The sequence below is a fragment of the Ureibacillus aquaedulcis genome (assembly GCF_030418165.1).
GTDB classification, from domain to species: domain Bacteria; phylum Bacillota; class Bacilli; order Bacillales_A; family Planococcaceae; genus Ureibacillus; species Ureibacillus aquaedulcis.
In genome coordinates this window covers 111,614-135,178 of the sequence record NZ_JAUHTQ010000001.1, presented here as the reverse complement: position 1 = coordinate 135,178, position 23,565 = coordinate 111,614, and the positions used below count along the sequence as shown (strand labels likewise).

Annotated in this window: 22 protein-coding genes; 5 read left to right on the top strand and 17 right to left on the bottom strand. The window is 39.6% G+C overall.

The genetic code is table 11. The features are described from left to right. The first annotated feature begins 15 nt into the window (after nucleotides 1-15). Together trpB and trpA are read left to right on the top strand one after the other, a co-directional pair. Nucleotides 16-1,206, top strand: coding sequence for a tryptophan synthase subunit beta (gene trpB, locus QYB95_RS00695; RefSeq protein WP_301136149.1), 1,191 nt, complete (start codon nucleotides 16-18; stop codon nucleotides 1,204-1,206). Continuing rightward, nucleotides 1,203-1,985, top strand: coding sequence for a tryptophan synthase subunit alpha (trpA, locus tag QYB95_RS00690; protein WP_301136148.1), 783 nt, complete (start codon nucleotides 1,203-1,205; stop codon nucleotides 1,983-1,985). The genes trpB and trpA overlap by 4 nt, the downstream gene beginning before the upstream one ends. A 76-nt stretch (nucleotides 1,986-2,061) precedes the next feature. On the opposite strand, the gene QYB95_RS00685 is transcribed toward trpA, so the two are convergent. The 8 genes from QYB95_RS00685 to QYB95_RS00650 form a co-directional block, all read right to left on the bottom strand. Then, nucleotides 2,062-3,015, bottom strand: a complete 954-nt coding sequence (locus QYB95_RS00685) for an L-threonine 3-dehydrogenase (RefSeq protein WP_301136147.1) — start codon at nucleotides 3,013-3,015, stop codon at nucleotides 2,062-2,064. 515 nt (nucleotides 3,016-3,530) lie between these two features. Further along, nucleotides 3,531-4,100: an integrase gene (locus QYB95_RS00680; protein WP_301136146.1), complete on the bottom strand. Its 570-nt coding sequence runs from the start codon at nucleotides 4,098-4,100 to the stop codon at nucleotides 3,531-3,533. 265 nt (nucleotides 4,101-4,365) lie between these two features. After that, nucleotides 4,366-4,824, bottom strand: a complete 459-nt coding sequence (locus QYB95_RS00675; RefSeq protein ID WP_301136145.1) for a KGG domain-containing protein — start codon at nucleotides 4,822-4,824, stop codon at nucleotides 4,366-4,368. A 193-nt stretch (nucleotides 4,825-5,017) separates the two neighbouring features. Continuing rightward, a complete protein-coding gene (locus QYB95_RS00670; RefSeq protein ID WP_301136144.1) occupies nucleotides 5,018-5,338 on the bottom strand; it encodes a YolD-like family protein in 321 nt (106 codons plus the stop codon). Between the two features lie 38 nt (nucleotides 5,339-5,376). Further along, nucleotides 5,377-6,684 (bottom strand): Y-family DNA polymerase, encoded by a 1,308-nt coding sequence (locus QYB95_RS00665; RefSeq protein ID WP_301136143.1) that lies wholly within the window; start codon nucleotides 6,682-6,684, stop codon nucleotides 5,377-5,379. 190 nt (nucleotides 6,685-6,874) lie between these two features. Next, complete coding sequence (locus tag QYB95_RS00660; protein ID WP_301136142.1) at nucleotides 6,875-7,417, bottom strand: cysteine hydrolase family protein; 543 nt, start codon at nucleotides 7,415-7,417, stop codon at nucleotides 6,875-6,877. Nucleotides 7,418-7,658: 241 nt separating this feature from the next. Continuing rightward, nucleotides 7,659-8,123 carry a DUF421 domain-containing protein gene (locus QYB95_RS00655; protein ID WP_301136141.1) on the bottom strand — a complete coding sequence of 155 codons (465 nt, stop codon included), beginning with the start codon at nucleotides 8,121-8,123 and terminating at the stop codon, nucleotides 7,659-7,661. Nucleotides 8,124-8,412: 289 nt separating this feature from the next. Continuing rightward, a complete protein-coding gene (locus tag QYB95_RS00650; RefSeq protein WP_301136140.1) occupies nucleotides 8,413-9,204 on the bottom strand; it encodes a carbon-nitrogen family hydrolase in 792 nt (263 codons plus the stop codon). A gap of 157 nt (nucleotides 9,205-9,361) precedes the next feature. Between QYB95_RS00650 and QYB95_RS00645 the strand changes: the two genes are divergently transcribed. Then, complete coding sequence (locus QYB95_RS00645; protein ID WP_301136139.1) at nucleotides 9,362-10,552, top strand: pyridoxal phosphate-dependent aminotransferase; 1,191 nt, start codon at nucleotides 9,362-9,364, stop codon at nucleotides 10,550-10,552. Between the two features lie 106 nt (nucleotides 10,553-10,658). Here QYB95_RS00645 and QYB95_RS00640 read toward each other — a convergent pair whose 3' ends face one another. From QYB95_RS00640 to QYB95_RS00600, 9 genes are all read right to left on the bottom strand, one after another. Then, the gene (locus QYB95_RS00640; protein ID WP_301136138.1) at nucleotides 10,659-11,513 is read right to left on the bottom strand and encodes a MetQ/NlpA family ABC transporter substrate-binding protein; all 855 of its coding nucleotides are present in this window, start codon (nucleotides 11,511-11,513) and stop codon (nucleotides 10,659-10,661) included. An 11-nt stretch (nucleotides 11,514-11,524) separates the two neighbouring features. After that, nucleotides 11,525-12,193 (bottom strand): methionine ABC transporter permease, encoded by a 669-nt coding sequence (locus QYB95_RS00635; RefSeq protein WP_301136137.1) that lies wholly within the window; start codon nucleotides 12,191-12,193, stop codon nucleotides 11,525-11,527. Then, complete coding sequence (locus QYB95_RS00630; RefSeq protein ID WP_301136136.1) at nucleotides 12,186-13,196, bottom strand: methionine ABC transporter ATP-binding protein; 1,011 nt, start codon at nucleotides 13,194-13,196, stop codon at nucleotides 12,186-12,188. Before QYB95_RS00630 ends, QYB95_RS00635 begins: the two co-directional genes overlap by 8 nt. 237 nt (nucleotides 13,197-13,433) lie before the next feature. Beyond that, nucleotides 13,434-14,495 carry a nucleotide kinase gene (locus tag QYB95_RS00625; protein ID WP_301136135.1) on the bottom strand — a complete coding sequence of 354 codons (1,062 nt, stop codon included), beginning with the start codon at nucleotides 14,493-14,495 and terminating at the stop codon, nucleotides 13,434-13,436. Between the two features lie 120 nt (nucleotides 14,496-14,615). Further along, nucleotides 14,616-15,806: a glycine C-acetyltransferase gene (locus QYB95_RS00620; protein WP_301136134.1), complete on the bottom strand. Its 1,191-nt coding sequence runs from the start codon at nucleotides 15,804-15,806 to the stop codon at nucleotides 14,616-14,618. 120 nt (nucleotides 15,807-15,926) lie between these two features. Beyond that, nucleotides 15,927-16,586, bottom strand: coding sequence for a YczE/YyaS/YitT family protein (locus QYB95_RS00615; RefSeq protein WP_301136133.1), 660 nt, complete (start codon nucleotides 16,584-16,586; stop codon nucleotides 15,927-15,929). Nucleotides 16,587-16,676: 90 nt separating this feature from the next. Further along, nucleotides 16,677-17,162, bottom strand: coding sequence for a Cys-tRNA(Pro) deacylase (gene ybaK, locus QYB95_RS00610; protein ID WP_301136525.1), 486 nt, complete (start codon nucleotides 17,160-17,162; stop codon nucleotides 16,677-16,679). Between the two features lie 150 nt (nucleotides 17,163-17,312). After that, nucleotides 17,313-17,876, bottom strand: coding sequence for a hypothetical protein (locus QYB95_RS00605; protein WP_301136132.1), 564 nt, complete (start codon nucleotides 17,874-17,876; stop codon nucleotides 17,313-17,315). Between the two features lie 165 nt (nucleotides 17,877-18,041). After that, nucleotides 18,042-19,676, bottom strand: coding sequence for a Na/Pi cotransporter family protein (locus QYB95_RS00600; protein ID WP_301136524.1), 1,635 nt, complete (start codon nucleotides 19,674-19,676; stop codon nucleotides 18,042-18,044). A gap of 349 nt (nucleotides 19,677-20,025) precedes the next feature. Here QYB95_RS00600 and vanT point away from each other — a divergent pair, with 349 nt between their 5' ends. Both vanT and QYB95_RS00590 read left to right on the top strand, forming a co-directional pair. Further along, nucleotides 20,026-21,138 carry a serine racemase VanT catalytic subunit gene (gene vanT / locus QYB95_RS00595; RefSeq protein ID WP_301136131.1) on the top strand — a complete coding sequence of 371 codons (1,113 nt, stop codon included), beginning with the start codon at nucleotides 20,026-20,028 and terminating at the stop codon, nucleotides 21,136-21,138. A 190-nt stretch (nucleotides 21,139-21,328) separates the two neighbouring features. Next, nucleotides 21,329-23,521, top strand: a complete 2,193-nt coding sequence (locus QYB95_RS00590) for a DNA topoisomerase III (RefSeq protein WP_301136130.1) — start codon at nucleotides 21,329-21,331, stop codon at nucleotides 23,519-23,521. Nucleotides 23,522-23,565: the final 44 nt, after the last annotated feature.

The window sequence follows — 23,565 nt, the reverse complement described above, 5'->3', positions numbered from 1 at the left end:
AGGGAGTGAAATAGGATGACAAGTGAAGTAAAAGGACGTTTTGGTCGTTTCGGTGGACAGTTTGTTCCCGAGACATTAATGACAGCACTGCAAGAACTAGATGAAGCCTATGATAAAGTGAAAAATGATGAAACTTTTCAGGAAGAACTTCGCTACTACCTAAAAAACTATGTTGGTCGGGAAACTCCGCTCTATTTTGCCGAACGTTTAACGAAGGAATGCGATGGAGCAAAAATCTACTTGAAACGTGAAGATCTCAACCATACTGGCGCCCACAAGATTAATAACGCCCTCGGTCAGGCACTGCTTGCCAAACGGATGGGCAAGAAAAAGATTGTTGCTGAAACAGGAGCTGGTCAACATGGTGTTGCAACTGCTACAGCCTGCGCCCTTCTAAACCTGGAATGCATTGTTTACATGGGAGCTGAAGATGTAAAACGCCAAGCATTGAATGTTTTCCGCATGGAGCTGCTTGGTACAAAAGTGGTCGCAGTGGATAAAGGCTCGGCAACATTGAAAGACGCTGTTAATGAAGCATTGCGTCACTGGGTAACCAATATTGAGGATACGCACTACATTTTAGGTTCCGCAATGGGCCCTCACCCATTCCCGACTATTGTTCGTGATTTCCAACGTGTTATCGGCGATGAAACACGAGCTCAAATTTTGGAAATCGAAAACCATTTACCAGATGCTGTAGTGGCTTGCATTGGTGGAGGCAGTAACTCAATCGGCATGTTTTATCCATTTGTTGAAGATAAAGAAGTGGCATTATATGGGGTAGAGGCTGCAGGTAAAGGCATCGAGACCGGCAAACATGCTGCAGCTATTTATGGAGGACAAACCGGCGTACTACACGGTGCCTTTATGTATCTTTTGCAGGATGAAAACGGCTTTGTTCAAGAAGCTCATTCAATTTCTGCGGGTCTTGATTATCCAGGTGTAGGTCCTGAACATTGCCATCTTCATGAAATTGGCCGCGCAACATATGGGAATGTGACAGATGAAGAAGCACTTGAAGGATTAAAATTACTGTGCCGTACAGAAGGCATCCTCCCTGCTCTTGAAAGTGCACATGCTGTTTACTTTGCTGCCAACTTGGCCAAAACGATGTCTCCCAATGATATTCTAGTCATTTGTTTATCCGGCCGTGGCGATAAAGATGTTCATACAATTTCTGAAGCACTTGGAGGTAATCTGGGATGAGTCAATTAAAAGATGCTATTTTATCTGTTACCGCGCGTGGCGATAAAGCATTTATTCCTTATATCATGGCGGGTGACGGTGGCCTGGAGAAACTAAAGCCTACTATATTAAAACTGCAGCAGCTTGGTGTGGCAGCAATTGAAGTTGGTATTCCATTTACTGATCCTGTCGCAGATGGTCCAACAATTGAAAGAGCCGGTGAACGTGCTTTAGCGAACGGCACTACTTTACGTAAAGTGGTTGAAACCTTGACTAGCTTTGCAGACGAACTCACAGTACCACTTGTTGCAATGACATATTTAAATCCGATTTTAGCTTACGGTGTAGAGCAATTTGCAGCAGACGCCAAAGGGGCCGGTATTCGTGGATTAATCATTCCGGATATGCCTTTGGAGGAAAGTGAAACTGTTCAGCCTGCCCTTTCGGATGCCGGAATCTCTCTTGTACAACTCGTTTCTTTAACGAGTACGCCCGAACGTATGGAACGTTTAACAAAGGCAAGCGAGGGTTTTATCTACGCAGTTACCGTAAACGGCATTACAGGTGCCCGCTCAAGCTTTGCTAATGAACTGGAAGAGCATTTCAAAAGGATTCAATCCTATACAGATACTCCTGTCTTAGCTGGTTTCGGCATTTCAACTCCCCATCACGTCACAGACTTTAGCTCATTTTGCAGCGGCGTCGTCGTTGGAAGCAAGATCGTTGATAGTCTTGTCAATGAAGATTGGGCTGCGATCGAGGAATTAGTCAGCGCTTCAAAGGTGGCTGCTGTGAAGTAATTAAGCAAGGCATCACTGTATATTAAAAAGCACAGCCTTCTGTTGTTTGGAAGGTTGTGCTTATATTTTCTTATATTTATGAAATCGCTCTTTGGTCTAATTTTGCTTTTAATTTTTCCAGCATATCAATTGTCATTTTTTCTAAATCATAGTCTGCTTTGAAGCCCCACTCTTCCTTGGCAGCAGAGGAATCAATGGAATTCGGCCAGCTGTCTGCAATGGCTTGGCGGACTGGATCTACATTGTACTCCATTTTAAATGCTGGGATATGCTTTTTAATTTCTGCAGCAATCTGGGATGGCTCAAAACTCATGGCCGAGATGTTAAAGGCATTACGATGTTTCAACTTCGAACCATCTGCCTCCATCAAATCAACAATAGCTTGCAGTGCATCAGGCATATACATCATGTCCATATAGGTGCCCTCTGCAATGTACGATGTATAACGGCCTTGCTCTACAGCCTTATAATAAATATCTACCGCATAATCCGTTGTTCCACCACCAGGAGCGGTTGCGTATGAAATTAACCCCGGGAATCGGACACCGCGCGTATCTACACCAAAACGAGTGTGGTAATAATCACACAATAGCTCCCCCGCCACTTTGTTTACACCATACATCGTAGTTGGACGTTGCAGCGTATCCTGAGGTGTATTGTCCTTAGGTGTGGATGGACCGAATGCCCCTATTGAGCTTGGCGTAAAAAACTGTAGATTTAACTCTCGTGATACTTCAAGAGCGTTCATTAACCCGCCCATATTTAAATTCCAGGCAAACTGAGGATTCTTTTCGGCTGTAGCAGAAAGTAACGCAGCCATATGAATCATCGTATCTGCCCCAAAATCTTTTGATAGTTCATGCATTTTCTTCCCGTCTGTTACATCCAACAACTCAAACGGTCCACAAATGCCCTCCGGCTTACGAATATCCGTGGCTAATACATTGTCCTTACCGTATCGATCACGTAATTTCACAATCAGTTCTGAACCAATCTGTCCTAAAGCACCCGTGACAATTATTTTTTTCATGTTCGCACCCTCCCTTGATGTTAAAAAGCCTTCGCACTCATTTATCATTTTTTTAAATCTCTTATCTACACAAACAAATGTACACCCTGAAAATACAACAGAACATTGATATATCAACGTTTATAGCGATTCCCATTATACTTCGTTCTTTTATAAAAGACAATATAAAATTTTCGCGCTTTTCTATTTACGATTCTTCCTTATCATATGCAGGCGATTACAATTAGGTATTTCACACGGGATTTCTTGCGATTTCAGCTCATGGATATTCTTTATATTATGTCTATACCCTCAATTTGCAGAAAATTTTAAGCATTTTCATTCCTGATAAGAATTTTCGCAAAGCAATAAATTTATTAACAGCACACAATAAAAAAGCATCTCTCATCGTTAAGTGGCCTACCTAACAATCCAGAGATGCATGCTCATTATTAATTTTTATAATTTCAATGTTTAGCTTTGCTAAAAGAGGGTATGTAAATTGGAAAGCGCAAAGTTAATTGCTATAGGATAGTTTAAACAGACTGCAGACTTTTTTCCTGCACCTGTCTATAGATCGATAAATCTTCTTCATAGATACTATTATAAGTAGTCAAACTATGATTTTTGATGAGCTCGAATGTAACTTCATCAACCAAGTTGGCTTTTTCATTTAATAATTTGGCATTACGCCAGGCAGTCTCTTCAAAGGTGATATTCATTTCATGCTCTTCTATTATGATGGATAACAGATGTTCATTCGTATAAAGCTCTACATCGGAATTGTTATCTTTTATTTCCATTATCTCTAGTGTGCGATCAAGCGATTTCTGCAATGCCTCCCGATCTATGGCATGACCGAGTTCGTGCATTGTCAGCGTTCTAACATATTGCTCAAGTGGAATGGCAGCCTCGATTTCTTTCCATGCCTCTACTAGGCGAAATGCATCAAATCCCACACAGTTACTGATAAAGTTATATGTCATATTAATCCCCGACTCATCCTGCTTCACTTCATTTTCCATTCCTACAGCCTGAATCGTAGAAGTAATTAATTGATAAAGATACTCGTCATTGTAGTCAACTTGTTGCATATGGTTTCTCATTTCCCCTTTAATGTCGGATTCCAAAATCAATCATGGCAAAAAACATCAAGCGAGATTTACTATATATTATTCGGCAATAAGATTCAAGCAACCAAGTTGGCATTTTTTTGAAATTATAATACTATTCCCCGTTTTAATCGAAATTTTGATTTTTGAACAATTAAAAAAGGGATATTTAAAGCTTGTCTCAGCTTTAAATATCCCTTTTCGTCCTTAGTAATTACTCTGGTTTAGATAATAGTGAGATTACTAGTTTATTAAAAGATTATTTATTATTTTTTTTACGGCTGCGACTGTTTTTACTGGCCTCGCCGCCTTTTCGGCCCGCTTCTTCACGGCTCATTTTGCCGTCATTATTTCCGCTGTTATTGTTGTCATTATTGTTATTGTTGTTGTTTTGAGTTGCTTCTCCGCCTTTACGGCCGATTTCTTCATAGAATTCTTCTCCGTGGTTTTCGGAAGTAGCCTCTCCGCCCTTACGGCCAATTTCCTGATAGAATTCTTTGCCGTGAGTTTCTGCAGTGGCTTCTCCGCCTTTACGGCCGATTTCTTCATAGAACTCTCTGCCGTGATTTTCTGCGGTAGCTTCCCCGCCTTTTCGACCGATTTCTTCATAGAATTCTCGGTCATGATTTTTGGAGGTAGCTTCTCCACCCAAGCGTCCCGCTTCTTGAACAGTCATTTTTCCATTGTTTTCACCGTTATTATTGCGTTTGTTTGCCATTTTGAATTCCTCCTAAGTTTTTTTAGCTTACTATTGGGATAAGCTTATTAGATATATTCCCAGGAGGTTTAGAGCTAAACATTTTTAGAACATTTTTCTTCCATTTTCATGTTAATATTACAAGAAAAACTTGTTAATATGAGGGTTTTCGATGGATTGTTACAAGTTTTTTGCACTTAAATATCAAAATGGACTATTCATATTTGGTCAGACCTACGATGAAATGAAAGGGAAATCTACGCCCATCTTCAAAATATAGAGTTCCCTTTGCGGCATCTAGTTTGGAGATAATTCCTGTTGCCGTAAAAATATGAGCAGCTTCCCAAATCTTGATTTCCACTTGCGTATGATTGTTGCAGGCAATTTGCAATTGTTCACTAAGTTCCTGCAGTGCCCATTCATCCAATTCAGGTTTTTCAACGTAATTGTCTTTTTCATGCCACTCTCGCAGCACCTTCACATGCTCTGGCAGCATCATTGCATTCCATTTAATATTGCCACGATCTCGAATCATCTTCATCACCTCTTATCCCAGTGTTTGTGCTTGAACTTCTACATCTTATGGCCACCTAGAAGCTCTGCACGCCTTAACGCAGTTCCGGCTTCTGTATACGAAACGGCACGTAGAACTGCCGTTGAGCCATGTTTTGCCCGCAAATAATCCATCGTGGCCCCAAGCTTTCGTCTTTTCCACTTTTTAGTGTCAAACAAGCTAAGCTGTATGGAGCGTTCAGATTCCAGTTTGGAAATACTGATTGCAATTTGCCTTGCTGGTCGCTCCGCGTAGTATTCATCGAACAATTCCTTGCATACTTTAAAAATTTTCATCGTATCATTCGTCGGTTCATCGATTGTCCGAGCTCGATTAAACCCTCCACCAAAGGCATCCTTGCTATAACTTAGCCCAAGTGTAATGGTTCTCCCTGCTTGCCCAGCTTCCCTTGTTCTCCTTGCGATGTCTTCACACATTTCCAAAATAACGGTAAGTATCTCGTCTCGACTGCGGTAATCACGCATCAACACTTGCCCTTTCCCAAAACTGATTTGCCCTTGTGCAAGCGGTGCCCCAAGTGGCGACAAATCAATTCCCCATGCATGATAGTAGAGCTGATTTCCCATAATACCAAAACGGTCCTCCAAGGTTTTTAAATCTGTCTTGGCTAAATCACCAACCGTAAAAATCCCCATATTGTTTAGCGAGCGCTCTGTTCTTCGGCCAATTCCCCACATTTCCGACAGGGGAGAGATCGGCCAAAGTTTTTTCGCAACATCTTCATACGTCCATTTTGCAAAACCCGTCTTCTTTGCATCTAAATCGAGTGCAAGCTTTGCCATGAGCATATTCGGTCCCATCCCGACAGCACTTGGAATTTGGAATTGACGAAGAATACTATCCTGAATGAATTTAGCGGTTTCTTCCGGCGGACCGTATAATTTTTCCGTACCACTTAGGTCCACAAAACTTTCATCTATGCTATAAACATGGATTGCTTCTTTCGGGACGAACTGGTTGATCAAATCTGTAATGGCCATCGACATTTGCACGAAAAATTCCATTTTCGGTTCAAATAAACGAATATCGGGATGTTTAGGAATTTCGAAAAGACGTGAGCCCGTTTTTATGCCGAAACGTTTTTTCATCGGTGGCGACGCAGCAAGCACAATACTTCCCTTTTGATTAAAATTGCCCACGACGGCAATTGGCACTTGAAGCGGATCGATATTTTCCAGCATCGCCATGCAGCTTGCAAAAAAGCAGCGCATATCAATACACATGATTGATCGGTTAGGTGCCTGTTCGTAAATTCTGGAGGCATCCCTATCGAGGTATTCAGTTATCTTTAGAGCATTCCCACACATCTTTTCCACCTCCTAGTTCCTACGATCAGTTTATGCGAACACTTGTTCTTTCATTCATTTTAAAATGAGACGATTGAGACGGCAAGAGGAATTATTTGGGTAATTTAGAGGCACGATATACAATTTTGTCAAATAAATAAAAAAGAGTTTTCGAGAAGCGCATTTGCCTCAAGAAAACTCCTTGCATTGTTTATTCAATAATTTCAGTAAAAAAGCATGTCTTCATATGATTAATAAATGTATCTCCTAAATCCGTGAACGTAGCAGCCCCGCGCCTATGAATCGCTGTTTTAAATCCTTCCGCATCTGCTCCTGCCACTGTCAAGAAATCGCAAATGTCTGTACAAACGCCTACAACATGCACTTTTTCAACACCTAATGCTTTTAATTTTTCAGCTAGCCCAGTCTTGAAGAACGCATTGTAATTTGTTTTCGGTTGATAGATGACATTGGGATTGGATTCATTTTCTTTAAACCAAGTGAATAAATCACCATAAAGCTCCTGTCCCTTTGTCTCGACCACATTGTGCGCCGGCCACAATTTAAAATGGTCATCGTTTTCTTCGTGGGCATCCATTGCTACTACAACAATTTGATCATCATGCAAAAATACATTCGCTTGCTCAACAATATAAACCACAATCTCCTGTGCCGGCTTTCCTGCTGTCAAACTGCCATTATCCGCAACAAAATCGTTGCTCATGTCGACGATGATTAGAGCTTGGGTTGGCATTATTCTCCCTCCAAAAACAGTATTTCCCTATATTATAAACTATCTTCATTCAAGAATATGTATTTTAATATCCAAAACTTATCCTTAATAATTTTTCCAAACCCAATAAAAGCAAAACTCCCCAAAGCCATTACAGCCCCAGAGAGTCGAAATTATTGTATGTGAAATATTTAATTTGTTGCAGGAAATAAGTTTAAGATTTTGTAAATTTGATCCAACTCTATCCACGACTTCAAACTGATTACTGTTTAAAATCCTCCCTTGACACATCAACTGAAATACTGCCGTCAATTTCAAGAATCCCTACTCTTACTTCCTCAATATTAAATACTCCTTTTTTTCTCAGTTGCGTATTTAACTCTTGCATGGTCAGGTTTTCTTTTTTCATTAACTGCGAATTCACGGAACCGTTTTCTATAATAATTTCAGGCTTGCCATCTATCAAGCGCTCGAAGGTTTTCTTTTTGGTCAGTTTTTCGGCTCCCCATATTAATAATCCCCAAACTGCTACCATAAATAGGATATGGGTAAATTTGAAATCTTTTTCATGAATCATCCCTCCCACGATATCCACTAGCAATACTATAAAAATTAAGTCGATCGGTGTCGTTTGTGATAATTCTTTTTGCCCTATGATCCGAAGGATAATTACAATACAAACTACGGCAACTATAAATTTTATCGCTACACCCATATACATTTCCATGCCCATCCCTCCAATGACCAGACAGATTATAGTGCATCATCACTCTGGAGTTTCGATATATCTCCTATTCAAATCCGTTCCCCTTGATTGGTATTAACCTATTCCACCTCCCGAACCAAGGTAAACAATTAAGCATTTTTTTATTTGCTAACTCCATTAGAAGCTCGGATTTGAATCAGCGGGCACAAAAAAACATACTAATCATTTTGGCACACAACCCGAGATATAGGATTGTGCTATAAATGTTAGTATGTTTACAGATTTTGATGCATCTAAAATGGAATCATCCTTATTTCTCTACCACACCGGCATAAAGAGTAGGACGACGATCATCGTAAACCGGGATTCGGCTGCGGACCTCTTGTACTTTTGAGAAGTCTACATCAACGATAGCTAGTTCCTCAGTTTCTGAACCTGTCCAAATTACTTCACCCCATGGTTCGATAATCATGGATTGACCGTTGAAGTTTTCGACCTTCCGTGAAATGCGGTTAACGGCAATCACGAAGCATTGATTTTCGATAGCACGGGCCTGCAGTAAGGTTTTCCAGTGGTCGATGCGGGGTGTTGGCCATTGGGCGGAAACAAACAACACGTTTGCACCAGCTAATGCATGTGCTCGAAGCCATTCAGGGAAACGAATATCATAGCAAATCACGCCGCCAGCTTCCACTTCACCCAAAGCAAAGCGATTCATTGCATTGCCGGATTCCAAAAATTTGTCTTCGTTCATTAATCTGAATAAATGAACCTTACTATACTCGCTAACAAGCTTTCCTTCATTATTATAAACATACATCGTATTGTAGAATTTCTCGTCTTTTTCTGTTGCTACGGAGCCTCCAACAATATGTATGCCCAGTTCACTGGATAAGCCCTGCAAGAATGCTTTAGAACGAGCGCCATCCTTATCGGCTAACTCTCCCAGCTTTTCAAGTGCATACCCTGTATTCCACATTTCCGGTAAAACAACAAGTTCTGCCCCTTTGCTTGCTGCTTCACGAATTAATTGTTCTGCACGCTCGAAATTTTCATCCACTTTACCGAATCCTACATTCATCTGAATACATCCGATTTTCATTTCACTGACCCCCTAGACATTTTCTCGTAAAAGTACTATTATTCCTACATATCCAATTGTAATTATATTCTGAAATCTATTCAAAGTATAGTGTTCGGCTTATCACGATTCTAATGGTAAGTAAATCTATAAACTTTAGTGAAAAAGAGGTATAAACATGAAATTATCAAACAAACTTCAAAAACTTCCTACCCAATTCTTTGCAGCACTAGTTCAAAAGGTAAATACAGCAATTTCTGAGGGACGCGATGTGATTAACTTGGGACAAGGAAACCCTGATCGCCCTACACCGCCACATATCATAAAAGCAATGCAAGAAGCCGCTGCAAATCCACAAACACATAAATACTCACCGTTTCGCGGTATCCAGGAATTAAAAGAAGCTGCCGCCGACTTCTACAAACGTGAGTATAACGTGGACATTGATCCAGATACGGAAGTTGCGATTATGGGAGGTTCGAAGATTGGTCTGGTGGAACTGCCGATGGCGATTTTAAATCCAGGTGATACAATGCTTCTTCCTGACCCTGGGTATCCTGATTATTTATCGGGCGTTGTGCTTGGTGATGTGCACTTCGATACAATGCCGTTACTTGAAGAAAACGAATTCTTGCCTGATTTTGGTGCATTATCGAATGCGGTTAAGGACCGGGCAAAGTTAATGTATTTAAATTATCCAAACAACCCTACTGGCGGAACTGCTACTTTGGAGTTTTTCGAAAATACAGTCCAGTTTACAAAAGAAAATGACATAGCGGTGGTACATGATTTTGCCTATGGCGCATTGGGGTTTGACGGGAAACGACCAGTCAGCTTCCTTCAGGCAAAAGGAGCAAAAGAAGTTGGTGTTGAGCTTTATACCCTATCAAAAACATATAATATGGCCGGCTGGCGTATCGGCTTTGCTGTGGGGAATGCTGAGATTATTGAAGCCATCAATTTAATTCAGGATCATCTTTTCTGCAGCGTCTTCCCTGCCATTCAACATGCAGCTGTCGCGGCTTTAAATGACGATCAGGATTGTGTGGAGGAACAACGGGCAATCTATGAAAGCAGACGTAATGTTTTAATAAAAGAGGCTCATCGCATCGGTTGGGACGTGAAAGCTCCAAACGGCTCATTCTTTGCCTGGTTAAAGGTACCCGGGAGCTATACAAGTGAAGAATTTGCAGATTTACTGTTAGATAAAGCAAATGTCGCCGTAGCTGCGGGAAATGGCTTTGGCGAGTTTGGCGAAGGCTACATTCGAGTGGGCTTATTAGTAAGTGAAGATCGCTTAATAGAAGCTATTGGCCGCATTGAAAAACTGGGGCTATTTAAAGGTGAAGCTGCATCAATAACGAAGTAAATTAAATCAGGGTTCTTAGTGCGATACGACTTGCATCAAGGCACCTTTTCCAGCCTTTCATGTTTCTAAAAAGAAAAAGCTTCCACAATTGTGGAAGCTTTTTTTATTATCGATTTGCCATCCATTCAGGTTTACTGAACCCTTGGAAATCTGAATCAATGATTTCTTCATATTCAGCTGATTCAACGATTTCGATTAAATCTTTTGCAAGTTGGCTGTCTTTGTTTTCTGATTTTACCGCTACAACGTTACGGTAGTTTTCATTCATATCTTCCAGGAAAGCGGCATCCATTAGGTTTAAGCCAGCTGCCAAAGCAAAGTTGCCCGGTACCGCCACAAGATCGGCGTTTTCAATTTGACGTGGTAAAGAGCCGGCTTCCACTGGTTGGAAAACCAAGTTTTTATCGTTTGTTACGACATCTTTTTCTGAAGCAGTTAATTCATCCGCCTCAGGGTCAATTTCGATTAAACCTTGCCCTTGTAAAGTAAGCAGCGAACGTGCTGCATTTGATGGGTCATTTGCAATTGCTACCGTTGCACCATCTTCAATATCCTCCACAGATGCAAATTTTTCTGAGAAGAAGCCCATTGGAGCTGTTGGTACTGTAATTAAAGCCTCTAAATCCATGTTATTTTGTTCTTCAAAAGTTTCCAAGTAAATTGTATGTTGGAACAGGTTTGCATCAATGTCTCCATTATCTAATGCATTATTTGGTTGAACGTAATCACTAAATTCAACTAACTCAACTGTGTAACCTTTTTCCTCCAATTGTGGAATGATTGCTTTTGTAAGCATGTCACTATATGGACCAGCAGTTGCCCCTAATTTAATTTCTTTGCTTTCTTCTGCGGCACCATCACTTTCTTTTGATGAATCTGAAGCCTTCTCATCATTTCCCGAACAAGCAGCTAATACAACAGCTAATGCTAGTGTCAGGAGTGTTAGTAAATACTTCTTCATTTTTTTCTCTCCTATCGTTTGTCTAGTGATTTCGCAAACTGTTCGCCAATTAATTGGATCAATTGTACGAAGATTATTAAAATGACAACAGTTGAAATCATAATTGTATTATCATAACGGTAATAGCCAAAGCGAATTGCAAGATCCCCAATACCGCCCCCGCCAATTGTACCTGCCATTGCAGAGTAAGCGACCAAACTAATTACCGTCAGGGTAATCCCTCGAATAATGGTTGATTTTGCTTCCGGCAGCAATACATCTTTGATAATCATCCAAGGTGTAGCGCCAACAGCAATTGTTGCCTCAATGACACCCTTATCAATGTCTCGTAATGATGCTTCTACTAATCTTGCAAAATAAGGAATCGCAGCAACCGAAAGCGAGACACTTGCCGCAACGGGACCGATTGTTGTCCCAACCAGTATTTTTGTTAACGGGAATAATGCAACGAGCAAAATAATAAATGGAATCGAGCGGACTAAATTTACTGCAAAACCAAAGATATTTTTCACAAATCGATTTTCCCAAAACAAGCCTTTATCTGTAACAAATAACAGTACACCTAGTGGCAGACCGATAATGATTGAGATGGATAGTGCAATTCCAATCATTACAACCGTTTCTTTAAAAGCTTTCCAAATATCAGGGAGCATGGTTATGAAATACGGAAAATCAAACATGTTTAACCACCTCCACTATCGCCCCACGTTGTTCCATATAATTTTTTGCTTCATTCACTACTGTTTTTTCACCTTGCAACTCCATGATGAAAATCCCAAGTGGCCGTTCCTGAATATATTCAATTGTGCCATGCAAGAAATTCCCTTTTACATCAAACTGCTGGATTGTATCTGAAATAACACCCTCTCCAGCCACATCACCTTTAAATAACAGTTTTAGAACTTGTCCTTTTACATCCTTCAAGATTTCATCGGGAATCTCAAAAGATACAACACTATTAATAAATTCCTGGGTTAACGGCTTAACCGGTTGGGCGAAGATATCATAAACAGCGCCTTCCTCAATCACTTTTCCATCTTGCATTATCGCCATTCGATTGCATATTTCTTTTACAACATTCATTTCATGTGTAATCAAAACAATGGTAATACCAAGCTTTTCATTAATTTGTTTCAATAATTTTAAAATGGATAGCGTTGTCTTTGGATCAAGTGCAGAAGTTGCCTCATCACATAGCAAAATTGATGGATTGTTGGCAAGTGCACGTGCAATTCCTACACGTTGTTTTTGCCCCCCACTAAGCTGGGCTGGAAACACATCTTTTTTATCCGATAAACCAACCATTTCAAGCAGCTCTTTAACACGTCCATTAATTTTATTTTTGGGTGTATTTGCTGCACGCAAAGCAAAAGCGATATTTTCTCCAACAGTCTTTTGGCTAATTAGATAAAAGTGTTGAAAGATCATCCCAATTTTCAATCTTGCCGTTCGTAGAGCACCACTCGAAAGTTTTGTTAAATCAACTCCATCGACAAGTACTTTTCCGCTAGACGGTCTTTCCAGCAAATTGACACAACGAAGCAACGAACTTTTTCCCGCTCCCGAATAGCCAACTATTCCAAAAATATCACCTTTATTAATTTTTAAGGAGACATTATCAACGCCGACTACTTGTTTGTTTTTGGATGTATATATTTTTGTAATATTTTGAAACTCAAGCATATACTTCTCCTAACTAAAGATAATAAAAGCATTAATACCAACTAAATATGTATGATTAATCAGACTACACATAATAATTATAATTGTCAATATTAAAAGTATATTCAAATAAAAATGCTACTCATTTCACTGAATGAATAGCATTTTTTCACTGCTTTATTTAATTACATTTTGTTTCATCAGAGTACTAATGCAAACGTGACTCATTTTATATAAAAAGTTAACTCTTGAAAAATACTAGATATCCCAAAACAAATCAGCCGTCTTTTCTTCGAATTTTTCAATGATAATCGCATCGTCTAACAGCTTGCGTACCTTTCTTTCTGCCTCCGCATACAAGCCAGCATAAGCCATTGCATCATTCATCGTGGAGCGATAGTTCGAGACGATTTCTTTAATGTTCGCTTGTTCTACTTCTGTTGGATGGCAAAGGCTCGCTATATCAAAGATTTCGTCGCCTATTCTTTCCGGGAAGTATTGATGGGGTTCCGTACTATCAAATATACAAAGCTTTAATTCTGGTAATATCACCATGTCCACAGAGTTTGAATCGAGCCCGCACCATACTAGTTGGGCATCAAACCCCCGCTCCAATGCAACGTCAACCAACTTTTTCATCATGGAGGATTTCCCCGTTCCTGGATATCCCTTGATAAACAATCTTTTTTCAAGGTTTTGCGTAATGCTTTGAACCGTATCTCGTGCACCGCCTGGAGTTAATGTACCCAGCAATCGATGTGTTTTTTGACCGCTCTTTTCAAATTTCCTATCTCCAAACACTTTCTGCATTAACTCATCCGTTTTGGCGTCCAGCCCCTTCCAGTCCATATGCCGTCGCGTTTCTACTTCCCAATCATCGTGAATTTTCAGGGCATTTGAAAGAGCTTGAAAGCATTTGAGATAAGAATCTTCCTTCCTATTGGATAAGTGCAGGAAATCTTCTTGTCTTTCAACAATTTTCTGTTTATCCAGACAACCCTCTAAGGATACTACTTGCACATGTGAAGCGATTGGATCAATCAGAAGGTTTGATGCTTCGAGGAAAAGAATATTGTGCGGGTCTTTTACAAAAACTGCTTCAATATAATCTTCGAAAAGTGGGTCGTGGAAATATTCGATATCCAATCCTTTACTCTTATAATGTATACCGAGCTTGCTTAAACATTCAGCTACTGTAAAACCACGGGCTCCTTTTAATAGATAAACGGTTTTCGCTTCGCTCATAATTTCATTATAAAGCTGCTTTATCCCCTGACCGGTTAATGCTTGCCCGAAAAAGTGCGTTACTGTAGAGCTCAAAAAGACGCCATCCTTCCATTGGTTTGTTAACTTATTTTTATGTCAACAGCCTAAAAAAGGTGCCTGGAACTCATACTAAAAACCGAATGCGAGGAAATTTCGCATTCGGTTTGGGAGGTATTATTGGATTACGCCTAGTTCGCGGCCTACTTTTTCGTAGATAGCTAAAGCATCATCCAGCATTTCTTTAGTGTGGGATGCAGTTGGCATGTTGCGGACACGCCCTGTTCCCTTTGGTACTGTTGGGAAGACGATTGCTTTTGCATAAACGCCTTCTTCCACCAGACGTTTGGAGAAAACTTGTGTTAATTTTTCATCTCCAATAATACAAGGAGTGATTGGTGTTTCTGACGCACCGATGTTAAATCCAAGTTTTTTTAAGCCCGCTTTTAAATAATCGCCATTTTCCCAAAGTTTATCGTGTAATTCCGTCGAATCGATAATCATTTGAACCGCACGAGTAATCGCTGCAACGTCACCCGGTGTTACGGCAGTCGAGAATAAGAATGGACGTGAACGAACTTTTAGCCAGTCGATTAAATTTTTCTTACCAGCTACATAGCCACCTACTACCCCAATTGCCTTAGATAGTGTACCGATTTGGAAGTCGATTTCTTTTTCAAGACCAAAATGCTTTACTGTTCCTTTTCCTTTACCCGTTACACCGGAACCGTGAGCATCGTCTACATAAGTAATTAGGTCGAATTCTTTTGCGATTTCCACGATTTCCGGCAATTTCGCAATATCTCCATCCATTGAGAAGACGCCATCCGTAATGACCATTATTTTGTTATATAAACCTGATTCCGTTGCTTCCTTTGCTTTAGCACGAAGGTCATCCATATCCGAGTGATTATAAGCGATAATTTTCGCTTTGGATAAACGGCAGCCATCAATGATCGATGCATGGTTTAATTGATCCGATAGAATTGCATCATTCTTATCCATTACAGCTGAAATAGCAGCCATGTTACAGTTAAAGCCAGATTGATAGGAGATGGCAGCTTCCGTCCCTTTGAATTCCGCCAGCTTTTCTTCCAATTTCACATGCAGATCCATCGTCCCGTTAATTGTACGAACCGCTCCCGCACCCACACCATATTTATCGATTGCATCTTTTGCTACTTGTTTTAATTCTTCATTCGTAGCTAAACCTAAATAGTTATTGGATGATAGATTGACTAATTTCTTCCCGTTTACTTGAATAACCGGACCGTTAGCCCCTTCAACTGCATCAATTTCATTGTATAGTCCTTGATCACGTAAAACTTCCAGGTTTTCATTTAGGAATGTATCTAAAATTTTAGACATGGATTCATCTCCCTTTGCATCATAGTTAAATAAATTTTAGCATAATCAATCGTTTTTTCGATATGTGTGAATTCTCTGAAAAGTCGGGAGCCGAATTTTAAAAAATAAAAACCTCGCAAATTATAATTCTTTTGCGAGATTTTTATGTGAAAAGTCTTTATCTTGATCTTTGTTATCCAGTTTTTTTGCAAGCATTTTTTCAAAAAACGGCAGAGACATTTGCACTACGTAACCTGTGCATAAAGCGATAATGAGTGTACCTGCACCAATAGGGCCGCCAAGCAACCCACCAATCAAGGCGATCAGGGCTTCCATAGCTAAACGAGCTCTTCCTATGGAGCCCCTAAACTTTTTAGCAAAAATCATCATCAATGTATCACGAGGTCCTGCACCAAGTCTTGGTGAAATATACAACCCACAGCCCACACCCAAAACGAGAATACCCATTAAGAAATAAAATACATCAAAAAATATCCCTGTAGAATCAGGCAATATCCAGCTGTAAAAGTCGATAAAAGGTCCACATAAAATCATATTGAGCCATGTAGCAAGCTTTGGCCATTCTTTTAAAAGAAGGGATGTTGATCCTACGATTACAAACCCAGTTATAACAGACCACGAACCAATCGTTAATCCGACATTTTCAAATAGTGCAATATGCAGCACATCCCAGGACCCTGTCCCCAGTGCTTTTCCCTTTATAACCATGGAAACTCCCAGTGACATCACTGCTAATCCGACAAAGAAGAACAGCCATTTCCATATTAATTCTTTCCTCAATTCAAAGCCTTCTTTCTAAAAATGCATAAAAGTTTAGTTGATTCATTGTCAATCCAATGACAGATGATCTACCCTCATAAACCTTTACTATCATACAGTCAACTTTTCAAAATTACCATACGTTACACGAATTAAATCATTCGGGTTTAGCACAATTTGCATCCCAATTTTACCAGCGCTAACCACTATATATTCTAATGCCAGAGCCGATGCGTCGATAAATGTTGGGAAACGCTTCTTCATGCCAATAGGTGAACAGCCCCCACGAATATAACCCGTTGTAGGCAGCAAGTCTTTGACATGCAGCATTTCGATTTTCTTTTCCCCTGCAACCTTTGCACAGGCTTTTAAATTTAGCTCTTGTGAGACTGGAATCACAAAAACAAAGTATTTCCCGGTACCTGCCGTAGCCACTAATGTTTTAAAGACGTGCGAAACGGGGTGACCGATCTTTTGTGCTACCGCCACGCCATCTACTTGGTTATCTTCAATTGAATATTCTATTATGTTGTAGTCTATTTTTTGTTGATCCAATAAACGAACAGCATTTGTTTTCGTCACTTTTTGTTTGGCCATCACTAGCATTGCTCCTAAACTCCCTAAGTTTTCCAATCTAATCATACCAAATTTATGGAATTCCGTTGTAAATGAAGACTTGAATTTTGAAAATAAAAAACGCCCACCTAAAGCAGTTCAATCTTTAGAGGTGGACATTTCAGTGATTTATTATGCAGTCAGAGAAAACAATGATTGTTCTAATCTAAATTCGTTTTGTGCCATCTGCATTTGGTAAGTATAACTTGAAACAGCTTTCGTATACGTTTTTTCAAAAACCATATCTTCTAAACTTTTATATATCTTATCTCGGTCTGTCGGTTTAGCCATCAACTCAGAAACAATGAAATCAAACTGTCCATGCGGAATTCGATTTATATTTTCATCATGATCACTAGCCAGTTCAGCAGCTGAAGGCAGCACTATTTCAGAAGTTAGTGTTTCTCTGTCCTTATCTTCACGAGGTGAATCCGTAAATAAGGAATGGTCTTCCTTTATTTTAGGTGATGGGGATAATACATTTTCACTTGCCTCATTTAAATCCTGGTCTTTTTCAAAAAGTTCTTTTTCCGTTTTTCCAGATAATAGATCCTCAAGAACCTTGAGCATCGGATTCTTTTTTGCTTGGGTGTATAGGGCATTCTTTTTGTAAGCGTCATTTGCTTCCTTCCGTTGCATTATACGCTTACGCTCTTCGAAATTACTATTATTCAACAGGAAACTTGATACTCTCATCAAAAATCACCCTATCATAGGAAAATAATCACACAGTACATAATATTTTAATTTAAAATGTAATTTTCTGCAAATACTTTAATCATTTTCTCTTAAAACGAGGGGGATAATATTCCATAAATTAATAAAAAATGTGCAAGCCCGAGAATTTGCACATTTTTTCCATTACGCTATTTGATGATTTTCCCTTAAAATTGTTTCAGCAATGTTTACTGCATGATCGCCCACACGCTCTAAATTACTAATAATATCTGCAAAAATGATGCCAGCTTGTCCTGAACATTCACCTTTGTTTAAACGAACAATATGGCGCTTACGGAGAATTCTTTCCAACTCATCTATACGGTCTTCTTTACTCAACACTTCTCTGGCAAAATCCTTGCTTTGCTTGTCTAATGCAAGCACTGATAAGCTTACCGTGTCTAAAACGAGTTCATACATTTCCTTTAGTTCCCCTGTTGCTTCTTCACTAAATTTAACGCGGTTAGAGTCCCTCGCTTGTATTAACTCAACCAGATTTTCGAAATGATCTCCTACTCTTTCAATGTCGCGTATATTCTGAAATAGTGAATGATGCAACTTGGAATCATTCTCCGATAATGATTCTTTTGATAATTGAACTAGATAATCTGTTGTTATCCGTTCTAGATTATTAATGGCTTCCTCGAGTTGGATGGTCATATTCACATGCTTATTTTCGCTTGTCAATAAATAATCCATCGACTCTTGAAGCCCGTATACAGCAAATTCCCCCATTCGAACCACTTCTTCTTTTGCTTGTCCAAGTGCAATGGAGGGAGATTGCCCGATTAGAGATTTATCTATGTATTTCGCACTGTATTCAACCATTGCATCCTCACCGGGAACTAACTTTGTTACTAAAACCACTAATAATCCAATTAACGGCAATTGAATCAGGGTATTAACGACATTGAAGGTACCATGCGCGAAGGCTATTTGCATTTTTTCTTCAAGACCTAGTGCACCAGTTATCCATTCGATGTAATTGATGAATACCGGCAAGAAAATCATGAAAATGATTGTACCTATTATGTTGAATAGTACATGGGCAGCTGCTGCACGGCGCGCGGCTACAGAAACTGCTAATGATGCTAAAACGGCAGTAATGGTTGTCCCAATATTATCTCCAAATAACACGGGAAGTGCCCCACCTAGAGGAATCAAACCTTCTGAATAAAGCCCTTGTAAAATCCCTATAGTTGCTGATGAAGATTGTACAATTAATGTAAAGACTGTTCCTGCAACTACACCCAATATTGGATGTTCACTGAAGCTAACCGTCAAATCAACAAACGCATCCCAATTTCTTAATGGCGTCATTCCATTGCCCATCATTTCAAGACCGATGAAAAGCCCTGCAAAACCAAAAAGAATTTGCCCAATATTATGAATTCGATCACTTTTAAAAAAGAATAATAGCACAGCGCCTAGTGCCAGAATTGGATAAGAATAAGCACCCACATCAAAGCCTATAATAAATGCCGTGACCGTTGTCCCAATATTGGCGCCCATAATAACACCAATCGCCTGACGCAATGTCATAAATCCAGCACTTACAAGACCAACAATAATAACAATTGTTCCTGAGCTCGATTGAATTAATACCGTCACTATAATTCCCACTAACACACCCATAACCGGGTTTGTTGTAAATCTATCTAAAATTTCGCGTAGTCTGTCTCCAGCTGCTTTTTGAAGTCCGTCCCCCATGTATTTAATTGCAAATAAGAATAAACCTAGACCTCCAAGAAATTGGAAAATCATTGTCTGCCAATCCATCAATTTGTTCCATCCTTTCGATGCCATCGACACTAATTATTCATAATACATGGACGGATGTAAATGTTATTACAAAATTGAAATATAAAATTTACAATACATTTACAATCGGTAAACAAAACGTTCATATTGTTTATCCCTAGAAAATATTATAGGGTTATAATTTAAAACTCATTTCTAATTCTCCCCCCTCAACATCTACTTATTAAAACTCAGCTGCTTAATCTAATAATGACTCTATATACAAAAAACTCACAATCCCAAAAATATGTGTAATAGAACTTAACTAAATTAACAATAATAATCTCAGATCCAGCTAAATCTAGGATTGGGGGTTCCTTTTTATATTATGGTACATCGTGCTTGGATTGAATTAAATACAAGTAATCTTGCATATAATCTCCAAATTATAAAAGAATATTTACCTATAAATACTGAGCTGATGGCCGTAGTAAAAGCTAATGCTTATGGGCATGGCAGCCAAGAAATTGCGAAGGAGCTGCAGAAGCTGGGCGTGAGTGCAGTAGCAGTAGCAACATTATATGAAGCCATAGAAATCAGAAAAGCCGGTTATCAAAATGACATCCTCATATTAAGCTTTACTCCTATTGAGGAATCCTTCAAATTAACCGAATGGAACTTGATTCAGAATGTGATTGATTACCCCTATGCTAAAGAGCTGAACTCTTCGGGAGGAGTATTTCGGGTGCACATAAAAGTGGATACCGGCATGAACCGCCTAGGTGAAAAACATTGGGATGTTCCAAATATTAAGGCTATTTTCAATTTGAAGAACTTAAAGGTTGAGGGAATCTATAGTCATTTCTCGAGGTCTGACACTCTAGATGCAAGCGATATCGAGTTTACTCTTAAACAAGTTCATCGTTTTAATGAACTATTGGAGCAGTTAAAAATGTCAGGTATAGAACTTCCTAAAACCCATATTCAAAATAGTTACGGCATGTTGAATTATCCGCATTTACAGTATGATTACGCCAGAATTGGAACTCTCATTTATGGAATAAGAAGCCACTACAACACAACCAAACTACAGCTCCCTTTACGACCGGTCCTGTCTATCCGTACAAAAATAATTATCATTAAAGATGTTCAAGCTGGAGATACCATCGGTTACGATAAAGCCAATACAACGGATGTAGATAAAAAAATTGCTGTTCTCCCTATCGGATTTGCTGACGGTATTCCCGAGAAATTATCCCAAAAGCAAGGAGAAGCATTGGTACGGGGACACCGCGTGCCAATAATTGGCTCAGTTTGTCTCGATCATATGATGATCGATCTAACAAATGTTGACGACGTCCAGGTAGGCGATATTGTTACCTTAGTAGGAACAGACCTTAAAGAAACGATCCATATTGAAGATGTTGCGGTTAAAATCGGCACCGTAAGCCACGATGTTTTAAGTACTTTGGGACCCAGGCTCAAAAGAGTGACCGTTTAAGTAAATGAATCAATTATACAGGCATTTTATCTAAAGCTTTTCCTCCTAGCTAGTTCAGGAAGAAAAGCTTTTATTTTATTTCTGTCAATATAAAAGATGTGTGCCGCTGCATAAAAAGCAATGCAGAAAACCCGGAAGCAGGGCTGAAATATGCTATATTGATAAGAGGATTTACGAAAGGGTGTTATACATGGCTAAAAGCGTAGTACTGGCAGAAAAACCTTCAGTTGCACGAGATATTGCGAAAGTACTGAAGTGCCATAAAAAAGGAAATGGGTTTTTAGAGGGCGACCAATACATCGTTACTTGGGCCCTGGGTCACCTTGTTACATTGGCTGACCCAGAAAGCTATGATGTGAAATATAAACAATGGAATCTGGAAGACCTGCCGATGTTGCCGGAGAGATTAAAACTGACCGTGATAAAACAATCCGGCAAGCAATTCAATGCGGTAAAATCACAGCTAACTCGAGGCGATGTCAAGGATATTATCATTGCAACCGATGCCGGGCGCGAAGGCGAACTTGTTGCAAGATGGATTATTGAAAAAGCAAAAGTGAACAAACCCATTAAGCGTTTATGGATTTCTTCGGTAACGGACAAAGCCATTAAAGATGGCTTTGCAAATCTAAAACCAGGAAAAGATTATGAAAATCTTTATCATGCCGCTGTTGCCCGAAGCGAAGCGGACTGGTTTTTAGGCTTGAATTCGTCTCGTGCCCTCTCTACCAAACATAATGCACAATTAAATACCGGTAGGGTCCAGACCCCAACACTGGCAATGATTGCAGCACGCGAGAATGAAATTAAGGACTTCAAAGCACAAACGTTCTACGGCATTGAATTACAAACAGGCGATTTAAATCTAACATGGCAGGATGCAAATGGTAATTCGCGCAGCTTCAATAAAGAGAAAATAGATGCCATAGTGAAATCACTAGGCAACCAGGATGCAAAAGTGGTCAACATTGAGCGTAAGGCAAAAAAATCATTCGCGCCTGGCCTTTACGACTTAACGGAATTACAGCGAGATGCGAATAAACTGTTTGGCTATAGTGCAAAGGAAACGCTGAATATTATGCAGAAGCTATACGAATCTCATAAAGTTTTAACGTATCCACGTACAGACTCAAGATATTTATCTACCGATATCATAAGCACGATTCCTGAGCGCTTAAAAGCATGCGGCGTAGGAGAATATCGCTCTCTAGTAAATAAGGTCTTAACCAAACCAATAAAGACCTCTAAATCATTTGTAGATGACAGCAAGGTATCAGATCACCATGCAATTATCCCTACTGAGGAATACGTGAACTATTCCGCCTTTTCGGATAAAGAACGAAAAATTTATGATTTAGTTGTGAAACGCTTCTTGGCTGTTCTATTACCGGCACACGAGTATGAGCAGCTAACCGTTCAAGCACAGATTGCCAACGAGAAGTTCATTGCTAAAGGGAAAACTGTGTTATCAGCCGGCTGGAAAGAGGTCTATTCAAATCGTTATGATGACGAGGAACAAACCGACGATATTAAAGAACAATTATTACCTCGCTTAGAGCAGGGCCAAATATTAAAAACGAAACTTATTGTTCAGACATCCGGGCAAACAAAGCCGCCTGCACGTTTCACAGAGGCGACTTTACTTTCCGCGATGGAAAATCCTACGAAATATATGGAAACAAGCGATAAGAAACTTGCAGAGACCCTAAAATCAACTGGTGGACTCGGTACTGTTGCTACACGTGCAGATATCATCGATAAGCTATTCAATTCCTTCATGATTGAAAAGCGTAGTGGCAAAGATATCTTCATTACGTCGAAAGGCCGTCAGCTTCTTGATTTAGTACCGGAAGAGCTGCGCTCGCCAACAACTACTGCCGAGTGGGAACAAAAGCTTGAATTGATCGCCAAAGGCAAAATGAAAAAAGAAAATTTCATCAATGAAATGAAACAACATACGAAAGACATCGTGTCCGACATTAAATCGAGCAATAAGAAATATAAACACGACAATATCTCGACAAAAGCTTGCCCGGATTGCGGCAAACCGATGCTTGAAGTAAATGGCAAAAAAGGCAAAATGCTTGTATGCCAAGATCGGGAATGCGGTCATCGCAAGAATGTATCTCGCGTAACAAACGCACGCTGTCCCCAATGCAAGAAAAAGCTTGAACTACGCGGTGAAGGTGAAGGACAAATTTTCGTATGTAAATGTGGGTATCGTGAAAAGTTATCAGCATTTGAAGCGCGCCGCAAAAAAGAAGGCGGCGGTAAAGTTGATAAACGAAGCGTCCAGAAGTATTTAAAGCAGCAAGATAAAGAAGCTGAGCCGATCAATAATGCTTTTGCGGATTTATTAAAAGGTATTAAATTTGATGATTAACTAAGAAGAACCAAAGGAATCATTCCTTTGGTTCTTTTTACAAG

Excerpts from the sequence above, each read along its gene's own strand:
- QYB95_RS00685 (WP_301136147.1), bottom strand. The coding sequence starts at position 3,015 with ATGAAAAAAATAATTGTCACGGGTGCTTTAGGACAGATTGGTTCAGAA.
- vanT (WP_301136131.1), top strand. The coding sequence starts at position 20,026 with ATGGTACATCGTGCTTGGATTGAATTAAATACAAGTAATCTTGCATAT.
- QYB95_RS00675 (WP_301136145.1), bottom strand. The coding sequence starts at position 4,824 with ATGGCAAACAAACGCAATAATAACGGTGAAAACAATGGAAAAATGACT.
- QYB95_RS00590 (WP_301136130.1), top strand. The coding sequence starts at position 21,329 with ATGGCTAAAAGCGTAGTACTGGCAGAAAAACCTTCAGTTGCACGAGAT.
- QYB95_RS00640 (WP_301136138.1), bottom strand. The coding sequence starts at position 11,513 with ATGAAGAAGTATTTACTAACACTCCTGACACTAGCATTAGCTGTTGTA.
- ybaK (WP_301136525.1), bottom strand. The coding sequence starts at position 17,162 with ATGGCCAAACAAAAAGTGACGAAAACAAATGCTGTTCGTTTATTGGAT.
- QYB95_RS00655 (WP_301136141.1), bottom strand. The coding sequence starts at position 8,123 with ATGGAAATGTATATGGGTGTAGCGATAAAATTTATAGTTGCCGTAGTT.
- QYB95_RS00645 (WP_301136139.1), top strand. The coding sequence starts at position 9,362 with ATGAAATTATCAAACAAACTTCAAAAACTTCCTACCCAATTCTTTGCA.
- QYB95_RS00620 (WP_301136134.1), bottom strand. The coding sequence starts at position 15,806 with ATGTCTAAAATTTTAGATACATTCCTAAATGAAAACCTGGAAGTTTTA.
- QYB95_RS00680 (WP_301136146.1), bottom strand. The coding sequence starts at position 4,100 with ATGAGAAACCATATGCAACAAGTTGACTACAATGACGAGTATCTTTAT.
- QYB95_RS00670 (WP_301136144.1), bottom strand. The coding sequence starts at position 5,338 with ATGATTCGAGATCGTGGCAATATTAAATGGAATGCAATGATGCTGCCA.
- QYB95_RS00665 (WP_301136143.1), bottom strand. The coding sequence starts at position 6,684 with ATGTGTGGGAATGCTCTAAAGATAACTGAATACCTCGATAGGGATGCC.
- trpB (WP_301136149.1), top strand. The coding sequence starts at position 16 with ATGACAAGTGAAGTAAAAGGACGTTTTGGTCGTTTCGGTGGACAGTTT.
- QYB95_RS00635 (WP_301136137.1), bottom strand. The coding sequence starts at position 12,193 with ATGTTTGATTTTCCGTATTTCATAACCATGCTCCCTGATATTTGGAAA.
- QYB95_RS00600 (WP_301136524.1), bottom strand. The coding sequence starts at position 19,676 with ATGGATTGGCAGACAATGATTTTCCAATTTCTTGGAGGTCTAGGTTTA.
- QYB95_RS00605 (WP_301136132.1), bottom strand. The coding sequence starts at position 17,876 with ATGAGAGTATCAAGTTTCCTGTTGAATAATAGTAATTTCGAAGAGCGT.
- QYB95_RS00650 (WP_301136140.1), bottom strand. The coding sequence starts at position 9,204 with ATGAAAATCGGATGTATTCAGATGAATGTAGGATTCGGTAAAGTGGAT.
- QYB95_RS00660 (WP_301136142.1), bottom strand. The coding sequence starts at position 7,417 with ATGCCAACCCAAGCTCTAATCATCGTCGACATGAGCAACGATTTTGTT.
- QYB95_RS00630 (WP_301136136.1), bottom strand. The coding sequence starts at position 13,196 with ATGCTTGAGTTTCAAAATATTACAAAAATATATACATCCAAAAACAAA.
- trpA (WP_301136148.1), top strand. The coding sequence starts at position 1,203 with ATGAGTCAATTAAAAGATGCTATTTTATCTGTTACCGCGCGTGGCGAT.